At 71.9% G+C, this 9,315-nt stretch carries 10 protein-coding genes; 7 read left to right on the forward strand and 3 right to left on the reverse strand.

Translation table 11 applies throughout. The features are described from left to right. Positions 1-45 precede the first annotated feature (45 nt). The 5 genes from I59_RS18270 to I59_RS18290 all read left to right on the forward strand — a co-directional run bounded on the left by I59_RS18270 (position 46) and on the right by I59_RS18290 (position 5,428). Positions 46-528, forward strand: a complete 483-nt coding sequence (locus I59_RS18270; RefSeq protein ID WP_031274587.1) for an Lrp/AsnC family transcriptional regulator — start codon at positions 46-48, stop codon at positions 526-528. Beyond that, complete coding sequence (locus tag I59_RS18275) at positions 525-1,955, forward strand: aspartate aminotransferase family protein (RefSeq protein ID WP_022905113.1); 1,431 nt, start codon at positions 525-527, stop codon at positions 1,953-1,955. The genes I59_RS18270 and I59_RS18275 overlap by 4 nt, the downstream gene beginning before the upstream one ends. Positions 1,956-1,957: 2 nt before the next feature. After that, the gene (locus tag I59_RS18280) at positions 1,958-3,322 is read left to right on the forward strand and encodes an FAD-binding oxidoreductase (protein WP_022905114.1); all 1,365 of its coding nucleotides are present in this window, start codon (positions 1,958-1,960) and stop codon (positions 3,320-3,322) included. After that, positions 3,322-4,668 carry an NAD(P)/FAD-dependent oxidoreductase gene (locus I59_RS18285; protein ID WP_022905115.1) on the forward strand — a complete coding sequence of 449 codons (1,347 nt, stop codon included), beginning with the start codon at positions 3,322-3,324 and terminating at the stop codon, positions 4,666-4,668. Before I59_RS18280 ends, I59_RS18285 begins: the two co-directional genes overlap by 1 nt. A gap of 106 nt (positions 4,669-4,774) precedes the next feature. Beyond that, positions 4,775-5,428, forward strand: a complete 654-nt coding sequence (locus I59_RS18290; protein ID WP_022905116.1) for a hypothetical protein — start codon at positions 4,775-4,777, stop codon at positions 5,426-5,428. Between the two features lie 24 nt (positions 5,429-5,452). On the opposite strand, the gene I59_RS18295 is transcribed toward I59_RS18290, so the two are convergent. Then, the gene (locus I59_RS18295) at positions 5,453-6,271 is read right to left on the reverse strand and encodes an SDR family oxidoreductase (protein WP_022905117.1); all 819 of its coding nucleotides are present in this window, start codon (positions 6,269-6,271) and stop codon (positions 5,453-5,455) included. A gap of 93 nt (positions 6,272-6,364) precedes the next feature. After that, positions 6,365-6,805, reverse strand: coding sequence for a VOC family protein (locus I59_RS18300; RefSeq protein WP_022905118.1), 441 nt, complete (start codon positions 6,803-6,805; stop codon positions 6,365-6,367). A 64-nt stretch (positions 6,806-6,869) separates the two neighbouring features. Here I59_RS18300 and I59_RS18305 point away from each other — a divergent pair, with 64 nt between their 5' ends. Both I59_RS18305 and I59_RS18310 read left to right on the forward strand, forming a co-directional pair. Continuing rightward, positions 6,870-7,922 (forward strand): nitrilase-related carbon-nitrogen hydrolase, encoded by a 1,053-nt coding sequence (locus tag I59_RS18305; protein WP_022905119.1) that lies wholly within the window; start codon positions 6,870-6,872, stop codon positions 7,920-7,922. Then, positions 7,919-8,932, forward strand: coding sequence for an agmatine/peptidylarginine deiminase (locus I59_RS18310; RefSeq protein ID WP_031274593.1), 1,014 nt, complete (start codon positions 7,919-7,921; stop codon positions 8,930-8,932). The genes I59_RS18305 and I59_RS18310 overlap by 4 nt, the downstream gene beginning before the upstream one ends. Here the strand turns inward: I59_RS18310 and I59_RS23070 are convergent. After that, complete coding sequence (locus tag I59_RS23070; protein WP_022905121.1) at positions 8,929-9,087, reverse strand: hypothetical protein; 159 nt, start codon at positions 9,085-9,087, stop codon at positions 8,929-8,931. The genes I59_RS18310 and I59_RS23070 overlap by 4 nt on opposite strands. Positions 9,088-9,315: the final 228 nt, after the last annotated feature.

The following is a 9,315-nucleotide window of genomic DNA, read 5'->3' on the forward strand; positions in this document are numbered from 1 at the left end:
TCGTGTTCACAACGAAATCCCTTGCGCGCCCTCGACGCCGCTGCCATGCTGTCCGGCATGGCGGCAGCACCACGACGTCCGGGACCGATCGACGAGACCTCGAAACGGATCATCGAGCAACTCCAGGCAGACGGACGCCGCCCGTACGGCGAGATCGGCAAGGCGGTCGGTCTCAGCGAGGCGGCGGTCCGTCAACGTGTGCAGAAGCTCACCGAGACCGGCGTCATGCAGATCGTCGCGGTGACGGACCCCATGCAGCTCGGGTTCCACCGTCAGGCGATGATCGGCATCCGGGTCAGCGGCGACACCCGAACCGTCGCCGATGCACTCGAACGGCTCCCGGCGGTGGACTACCTCGTCATGACCGCCGGGAGCTTCGACCTCATGGTGGAGGTCGTCTGCGAGGACGACGACGGCCTCATCGAACTGCTCAACGGCACGATCCGGGCGATCCCGGGCGTCGCCGGCACCGAGACCTTCGTCTACCTGCAACTCCGCAAACAGCTCTACGACTGGGGAACGCGATGACCATCTCCGAACCACGTGCACGCCTGGGGTCCTACGATCCGTTCGCCCCGGTGGACGACGCCGCGCTGCAGCAGAAGTCGCGCGACCACCTCTGGATGCACTTCGCCCGACACGGCGCGAACCAGGCGGGCGCCGACGTGCCGATCATGGTCCGCGGCGAGGGGCACCACGTCTACGACAGCCACGGCAAGCAGTACATCGACGGGCTCTCCGGCCTGTTCGTCGTCGCCGCGGGGCACGGTCGGAAGCGCCTGGCGGAGATGGCCGCCAAGCAGGCCGAGACCCTGTCGTTCTTCCCGATCTGGTCGTACGCGCACCCGGCGGCGATCGAGCTCGCCGACCGGCTGGCCGACCACGCCCCGGGTGACCTCAACAAGGTGTTCTTCTCGACCGGCGGCGGCGAGGCCGTCGAGACCGCGTTCAAGCTCGCGAAGTACTACTGGAAGCTCCGCGGCAAGCCGATGAAGCACAAGGTGATCTCCCGCGCGGTCGCGTACCACGGCACCCCGCAGGGCGCCCTCGCGATCACCGGCATCCCCGCGATGAAGCAGATGTTCGAGCCGCTCACGCCCGGTGGCTTCCGGGTCCCGAACACGAACTACTACCGCGCCGAGGAGATGGGCTTCGCCGGTGGCTCGGAGGAGGAGTTCGGCTTCTGGGCGGCCGAGCGCATCCGCGAGATGATCGAGTTCGAGGGTCCGGACACCGTCGCCGCGGTCTTCCTCGAGCCGGTGCAGAACTCGGGCGGCTGCTTCACCCCGCCGCCCGGGTACTTCCAGCGCGTCCGCGAGATCTGCGACGAGTACGACGTGCTGCTCGTGTCCGACGAGGTCATCTGCGCGTTCGGCCGGATCGGCACCATGTTCGCGTGCGACACCTACGACTTCGTGCCCGACATGATCACGTGCGCCAAGGCGATGACCTCGGGGTACTCGCCCATCGGCGCGACGATCATCAGCGACAAGCTGTTCGAGCCGTTCTCCAAGGGCGACACGACCTTCTACCACGGGTACACGTTCGGCGGGCACCCGGTGTCGGCCGCCGTCGCGATGGAGAACCTCGACATCTTCGAGGAGGAGGGGCTGCTGCAGAACGTGCAGCAGAACGCCCCGCTGTTCCGGGCCGAGCTCGACACGCTCCGCGACCTGCCGATCGTCGGCGACGTCCGCGGTGACGGGTACTTCTACGGCATCGAGCTCGTGAAGGACAAGGCGACGAAGACGACGTTCGACGACGCCGAGTCGGAGCGCCTGCTGCGCGGATTCCTGTCGAAGGCGCTCTTCGACGCGGGGCTGTACTGCCGCGCCGACGACCGCGGGGACCCCGTCGTGCAGCTCGCACCGCCGCTGACCATCGGGCAGCCGGAGTTCCGCGAGATGACGTCGATCCTGCGGAGCGTCCTGACCGAGGCCTGGACGAAGATCTGACCATGTCGGGGTACCGGGGCGTCTCGTTCTGGCTCGACGCGCTCGTCGCCGGCGGGCGTGACGACCTCACGCCCCGGGCTCCGCTCGACGGCGACACGACCGCGGACGTCGTGATCGTCGGCGGTGGACTGACGGGTCTCTGGACCGCGTGGTACCTGCACCAGGCCGACCCGGGCCTCCGGATCGTCGTCGTGGAACGCGAGATCGCCGGGTTCGGCGCCTCCGGACGGAACGGCGGTTGGTGCTCCGCGCTCTTCCCGGCGTCCGCGGCGTCCATCGCCGAACGGCACGGTCGGGACGCCGCCCTGGCGCTCCGCGCGGCCATGCGCGACACGGTCGACGAGGTCGGCCGTGCCGCGGCCGAGGCGGGCGTCGCCTGCGACTTCGTCAAGGGCGGGACCGTGCTGTACGCGCGCTCCGCCGTGCAGGAGCGCGCGGCACGCGACGAGGTCGCCGCCTCCGTCGCCTGGGGCGACGACATGACGTACCGGGACGCGCGTCCGGGCGACGCGGCGGGCACCGCCGGCGTCGCCTGGACCCCCGACTGCGCGCGGGTGCAGCCCGCCGCGCTGGTCCGTGGCCTGGCGGCCGCCCTGGAGGCACGGGGCGTCCGGATCGCGGAGCACACGCCCGCCTCGTCCTGGGACCGCGGCCGCGTGGTCACGTCGCGCGCGACCGTCACGGCGGGCGCCGTCGTCATCGCCGTCGAGGGCTACGGCGCGCAGCTCGAGCAGACCCGACGACGCATCCTCCCGCTGTACTCGCTCATGATCGCGACCACACCGCTGCCCGCCGCGGTGTGGGACCGCATCGGCCTCGAGCACGGGCAGACGTTCTCCGACTACCGGCACCTCCTCGTGTACGGGCAGCGGACGGCCGACGACCGCATCGCCTTCGGCGGACGGGGTGCCCGCTACCACTGGGGGTCGTCCATCGAGCCCGGCCACGACCGGGTGCCCCGCGTGTTCGAGCACCTCCGGAAGGCCCTCGTCGACCTCTTCCCCGCCGTGGGCGACGCGCCGATCACCCACACCTGGGGCGGCCCGCTCGGCGTCCCGCGCGACTGGTGCGCCTCGGTGACCTGGGACGGCCACGTCGGGACCGCCGGCGGCTACGTCGGTGACGGACTCTCCACGACGAACCTGGCCGGGCGGACGCTCGCCGACCTCGTGCGCGGGGTCGCCTCGCCGCTCACCGCGCTGCCGTGGGTGAACCACCGGTCGCCGGACTGGGAGCCCGAGCCGCTCCGGTTCCTCGGCACGAACGCCGGACTGGTGGCCACCGACCTCGCCGACCGCGAGGAAGCGCTGACCGGCCGGCCCAGCCTCGCGGCGCGGCTCATGGCGCCCCTGACGGGAGGGCACTGATGTCCGACGTCCCTGGTCCGGGTGCCGACGTCGTCGTCGTGGGGGCAGGCGTGTCCGGTCTCGCGGCGGCACGTGCCCTGGCGCAGGGAGGGAAGCGGGTCGTCGTCCTCGAGGCCCGCGACCGCATCGGCGGCCGCACCTGGACCGACGACGAGCTCGGCGTGCCGGTCGACCTCGGCGCCTCGTGGATCCACGGCGTCGACGGCAACCCGCTCTGGGAGCTCGCGCCGGCGTTCGGCATCGACACCGTCGAGTTCACCGTCGGCAGCTTCCAGTTCGACGGTCGGCCGATCGGGTGGCACGCGCCGTCCGGTCGCCGGCTCACCGACGCCGAGGCAGCGTCCTTCGTCGCCGACCTGCGCGCCCTCGACGCCGCGCTGCCCGCGGTCGTCGGACACGCCCCGCCCCCGGCCACGTACGCCGTGGCGGTGAACACGGTGCTGCGCGACCTCCACATCGAGGGCGACCGGGCCGCACGCGTCCGCGAGTACACCGCCCACCGCTCCGAGGACCTCTGCGGCGCACCCGTCACGGTGCTCGACGCGCACGGGCTCGACGAGGAGCACGTGCCCGGCGACGAGGTCGTGTTCCCCGGCGGGTACGGCCAGTACGCGCGGGCCCTCGCCGACGGGCTCGACGTGCGGCTCGGCGCGGTCGTGCGCGCCGTCCGGCAGTCGCCGCAGGGCGCCGCCGTCGAGCTCGCCGACGGCACGGTCGTCACCGCCGCCGAGGTCGTCGTCACCGTGCCGCTCGGTGTCCTGCAGGCCGGCTCGGTCACGTTCGAGCCGCCGCTGGAGCCGGACGTCCTCGACGCGATGGGCCGGCTCGGGATGGGGGTCTACGACAAGGTGTTCCTGCGTTTCCCCGAGCGGTTCTGGGGCGACGACTGGGTCGTCCGCCAGCAGGGGCCCGCCGGGGTCGACTGGCACTCCTGGTACGACATGTCCCGCGCGACCGGCGAACCGGTGCTCGCGGCGCTGCTCGGCGGAGCGGGCGCCCGGCGCATCGAGTCGCTGCCGGACGCCATCATCGTCGACGAAGGGCTGACCGCACTGCGGCGGATGTTCGGCCCGTCGGTCCCGGAGCCGGAGGCGGTGCGCGTCACCCGGTGGGCGGCTGACCCGTTCGCCCTCGGGTCGTACTCGTTCCTGCGCGTCGGGGCCTCCACGGACGACCACGATCGGCTCGGCGGGCGGTGCGGCCGGGTCCAGCTCGCCGGGGAGGCCACCTGGGGCGACGACCCTGCGACCGTGCACGGGGCGCTGCTGTCCGGGCTGCGGGCTGCCGGGCGGTTGCTCGGGCACGACGTCACGCCGGCGTCCCTCGCCGGGCCGCTCCGCGTCTGACGTCCCCGACCCCGTCCCCGGCCCCGGCGGGTGGAGGGCGGTCGGCTGAGAGGGTCCGCACGGATGGCACCGCCGCCGACCTCTGCAGCGGTGCCACACTCGGACCGTGTCGACGACGCGGCCCCTCCACCAGCACGAGCACCGCGCACCGGTCGCCGTCGCCGTGCTGGTCAACCTGGCGTTGAGCCTCTTCCTGCCGGACGAGGTGCTGTTCTTCCCGTCGTGGGTCGTCCCGCTGCTCGGGGTCCTGCTCCTGACACCGCTCATCGTCTTCAACCCCCGACGCCTCACCCGCGAGACGACCTGGTCGCGCCGGCTCTCGACGGGGCTCGCCGTCCTGCTCACGGTGGCGAACCAGTCGACCGTCGTGCGAACGGTCGACCAACTCCTGCACGGTCACCCCGACGGCGGCGCAGTGCTCCTCACGGCGCTGCAGGTCTGGGTGAGCAGCATCATCGCGTTCGGCCTCGTGTACTGGGAGCTGGACCGCGGCGGCCCGGTCGCGCGTCGGCAGCCGGAACTCTGGGCGAGCGACGAGGCCGACTTCCTGTTCCCGCAGGAGTCCGATCCGAGCAAGGCGTCGTGGCGACCCGTCTACCTCGACTACCTCTACGTGGCGATGACGAACATGGTGGCGTTCAGTCCGACGGACACGATGCCCTTGACCGTCCGGGCGAAGATGATCATGGCCTACCAGGCGGTCGGCGGGTTCATCCTGCTGGCGCTCGTCATATCGCGCGCGGTCAACATCATCAACTGACCCGGAGTCGTGACGGACGGGCGATCAGGACCCGTGCGCCTGCTCGGCGACCGGCTGCCACTCGCGCCACGTCGCCAACCGCGACTCGTAGTCCCGCTCCGCGATCCCGAGCGGAGCCTTGCCGAAGAACACGCGCAGGGGTGGTTCGTCTGCGTCGACGACCGCGAGGATCGCCGAGCGGGTCGCCTCGGGCTTGCCGGGGTCCGCGGCGGACGGACGCTTCGATGCTGCCTCGCGGACGTCGTCGTAGGCGTCGAGCTCCGCACTCCGCTTCGACGAGGGTCCGGACCAGTCCGTCGAGAACCCACCCGGCTCGACGAGGGTCACGTGGATGCCGAAGTCCGCGACCTCCTGCGACAGGGACTGCGAGAGGCCCTCGAGCGCCCACTTCGAGGCGTGGTAGGCGCCCACGGTCGGGAACGCGCTGATCCCGCCGATGCTCGACACCTGCACGATGTGGCCGGAGCCCTGCTCGCGCATGATCGGGAGTGCGGCCTGCGTGACCCAGAGCGCCCCGAAGAAGTTCGTCTCGAGCTGTGCACGCACCTCGTCCTCGGTGAGTTCCTCGACCATGCCGAAGTGGCCGAACCCGGCGTTGTTGACGACGACGTCCAGCGAGCCGAAGTGCTCGGCTGCGCGCCGAACCGCGGCGGTGTCGGCGTCGTGGTCGGTGACGTCCAGTCGCAGCCCGAGGAAGGTCTCCGGGTACTGCTCCTCGAGGTCACGCACGTCATCGGGGTTGCGGGCCGTGCCGGCGACGGAATCACCGCGTCCGAGCGCCGCCTCCGCCCACTCGCGGCCGAAGCCCTTCGATGCTCCGGTGATGAACCAGGTCTTGCTCATGATGTCTCCTCCTGCGTCGTGACCGGACCACACAACGCCCGGACGGCTCCGCGCCGCGTGGACGTCCGGGGGACGTGCGCGGACTCCGGACAGTCAGGGACGCGGCGCCGCGAACTCCAGGTTGATGCCGTCCGGATCGCGGACGGACAGGATGACGAGCCCGAACGGAGGAAGGTCGGTGACCACACCGTGCTCGATCCCAGCGGCGTCGAGTCGGTCGACCGCCGCATGCAGGTCATCCGCGCTCGCCACACGGAAGCTGACGTGGTCGAGACCCACCCGATCGGGGTCGAACCGGTCGTCGACCGGGGCGACGGGTCGCAGCCCGAGGGTCTGTCCGCCGAAGGTGAACGAGCAGCCGCCGTACGTGCGCCACGGGTCGTCGTGGATGGTCGGGTCGTCGATCTCGTCGCTGAAGTCGCTCCCCGGCGGCATCCCGAACAGCAGCTCGTAGAACGCCTTGCTCCGACGGACATCAGTGACGGTGAGTCGGACGTGGGAGAAGCCGAGGGGGTTCACGATCGCTCCGGTCATGCCTCGATACAACTCGGACCTCGGCGCTCTTGCCATCGTTGATCGTATGGTCAACAATGACGGGATGGACGTGATCACCGCCGCAGACCAGCCGTCCCCCCTGCACCAGGACACCGGCGCGGCTCGCCGCCGGGTCTGCGTCGCGCTCGTCCAGACGCGCTGGCACGAGGACCCCGACGAGCACGAACGCACACTCGCCGACGGCATCGCCTCTGCGGCGGCGAACGGGGCCACCGCGGTGTTCCTGCAGGAGCTCACGCTCTCCCGGTACCCCGGTGACACCCCCGCCGGCGGGGTGCCGAAGGACGGCGCGGAGTCGATCGAGGACGGCCCCACGATGCGCTTCGTCCGCGATCAGGCACGGCGCCACCGCGTCTTCGTGCACGCGTCGCTGTACGAGCGCCCCGCGGACGACGACCAGCCCGAGGACCCGCGCGGGTACAACACCGCGGTGCTCGTCGCTCCCGACGGCACGCTCGTCGGGAGCACCCGGAAGACCCACATCCCGATCAGCGCGGGGTACTACGAGGACACCTACTTCCGCCCCGGACCCGACACGGACCCCTTCCCCGTGCACGACCCGGCGGGACTCGGTGCTCGGGTCGGCCTGCCGACGTGTTGGGACGAGTGGTTCCCCGAGGTCGCCCGGGCCTACGGACTCGCCGGCTCCGAGGTGCTCGCCTACCCGACGGCGATCGGCTCCGAGCCGACCTTCCCCGACTTCGACACGGCGCCGATCTTGCGGCAGGTCATCGTCGCGAACGGCATCACCGCGGGACAGTTCATGGTCGTGCCGAACCGCTGGGGCGACGAGGGGGCGATCACGTTCTACGGCTCGTCGTTCATCTCGGATCCGTTCGGCCGGGTCCTCGTCGAGGCTCCGCGGGACGCGGACGCGGTGCTCGTGGCGGACCTGGACCTCGACGCGCGCGCGGAGTGGCTCCGGCTGTTCCCGTTCTACGTGACCCGCAGGCCGGACCTCTACGCCACCCTGACCGCGCCGGTCGACCGTCTGCGTGACGGGTACGGCGCTGACGAGGCGATCCGTGCCTCCCTGGCGGATGCGTCGACCACCCACCGGGCCGGCGGCCCGCAGACCGCGGCGGCCGGCGCATGAGCTGGCGGATGCCGGCGGAGACGGCACCCCAGGCCCGGACCTGGATGGCCTTCCCGCGTCCTGGCGCGACCCTCGGCGACGACGCGGCGAGCGCCGAGGCCGCACGGAAAGCGTGGGCGACGACGGCCAACACGATCGTCGATCACCAGCCGGTCACGGTCGTCGTCGACCCGGTCGCCCGGGCGGACGCCGCCCGGCTCCTGTCCGGCGACGTCGACGTGCTCGAGGCACCGCTCGACGACTTCTGGATGCGCGACACCGGACCGTCGTTCGTGCTCGACGACGGGCGCCTCGGCGCGGTGGACTGGGTCTTCAACGGCTGGGGCGCGAACGCCTGGTCGACCTGGACCCGCGACGCCCGCATCGCGGCGGTCGTCGCCGAGGCCGCGGGGGCGGAACGCATCCCGTCGCTGCTCGTCAACGAGGGCGGTGCGATCCACGTCGACGGCGAGGGCACCGTGCTCGTGACGGAGACGGTACAGCTGGACCCTCGTCGCAACCCGTACGCCGACCGCGCACGGGTCGAGGAGGAGCTCGCGCGGACGGTGGGGGCGTCGGACGTCGTGTGGCTCCCCCGTGGCCTGACGCGCGACTACGACGGCCTCGGGACGCGCGGGCACGTCGACATGGTGGCGACCTTCGCGTCGCCGGACGTCGTGCTGCTGCACGCCCAGCCGGACGCCGGCCACCCCGACCACCTCGTCATGCCGCAGGTCCGGGCGGCGCTCGAGCAGGCGACGGACGCGACGATCGTCGAGCTCCCGGCGCCGGCGACCCTGACCGACGACGACGGCCCGGTCGACTGGAACTACGTCAACCACGTCGTGGTGAACGGTGCGGTGATCGCGTGTGCCTTCGGGGAACCGGCGGCGGACGACCGGGCTCGGGGCATCCTCGCCGACGTGTACCCGGGGCGCCAGGTGCGGTCGGTGGACGCGCGGGAGGTGTTCGCCCGGGGCGGCGGGCTGCACTGCATCACCCAGCAGCAGCCGAGCGTCGGGGACCGCTAACCGTCGGCCGGCGCCAACCCGATCCGCGACTGCATCCACGCCAGTCCCGCCGCGAGTGCCGCCCGCGCGGTCGTCCAGTTGTGCTTGTCGCCGGGAACGACCCAGGTGGCGACATGCATGCCTGCTGCCCGGGCACGTGCCGCCTGGACGGGCATGACCGACCCGTACGTGGTGTCGAGCTGCCCGACCGCGAAGAACGCGTTGGTGTCCCGGTACGGGGCGTTCGCGCGGAGCAGCGCCTCGGGCTGGGCGGCGAGCCAGGCGGCGCGGCTGCCGGCGACCCGTCGGCGATCGTCTCCGCCGTGTTTCCGAGCGTCGGACCGTCCTCCCCGGACACGTCGATGAGGTTGCCGAACCGCGACGGGTCACGGGCCCGAGCTGGA

The organism is Curtobacterium sp. B8 (assembly GCF_000333315.1).
GTDB lineage: Bacteria > Actinomycetota > Actinomycetes > Actinomycetales > Microbacteriaceae > Curtobacterium > Curtobacterium luteum.

What these genes read in the sequence shown, in the direction of transcription:
- I59_RS18280 (WP_022905114.1), top strand. Translation starts at nt 1,958, where the DNA reads ATGTCGGGGTACCGGGGCGTCTCGTTCTGGCTCGACGCGCTCGTCGCC.
- I59_RS18300 (WP_022905118.1), bottom strand. Translation starts at nt 6,805, where the DNA reads ATGACCGGAGCGATCGTGAACCCCCTCGGCTTCTCCCACGTCCGACTC.
- I59_RS23070 (WP_022905121.1), bottom strand. Translation starts at nt 9,087, where the DNA reads ATGCCCGTCCAGGCGGCACGTGCCCGGGCAGCAGGCATGCATGTCGCC.
- I59_RS18285 (WP_022905115.1), top strand. Translation starts at nt 3,322, where the DNA reads ATGTCCGACGTCCCTGGTCCGGGTGCCGACGTCGTCGTCGTGGGGGCA.
- I59_RS18305 (WP_022905119.1), top strand. Translation starts at nt 6,870, where the DNA reads ATGGACGTGATCACCGCCGCAGACCAGCCGTCCCCCCTGCACCAGGAC.
- I59_RS18275 (WP_022905113.1), top strand. Translation starts at nt 525, where the DNA reads ATGACCATCTCCGAACCACGTGCACGCCTGGGGTCCTACGATCCGTTC.
- I59_RS18295 (WP_022905117.1), bottom strand. Translation starts at nt 6,271, where the DNA reads ATGAGCAAGACCTGGTTCATCACCGGAGCATCGAAGGGCTTCGGCCGC.
- I59_RS18270 (WP_031274587.1), top strand. Translation starts at nt 46, where the DNA reads ATGCTGTCCGGCATGGCGGCAGCACCACGACGTCCGGGACCGATCGAC.
- I59_RS18310 (WP_031274593.1), top strand. Translation starts at nt 7,919, where the DNA reads ATGAGCTGGCGGATGCCGGCGGAGACGGCACCCCAGGCCCGGACCTGG.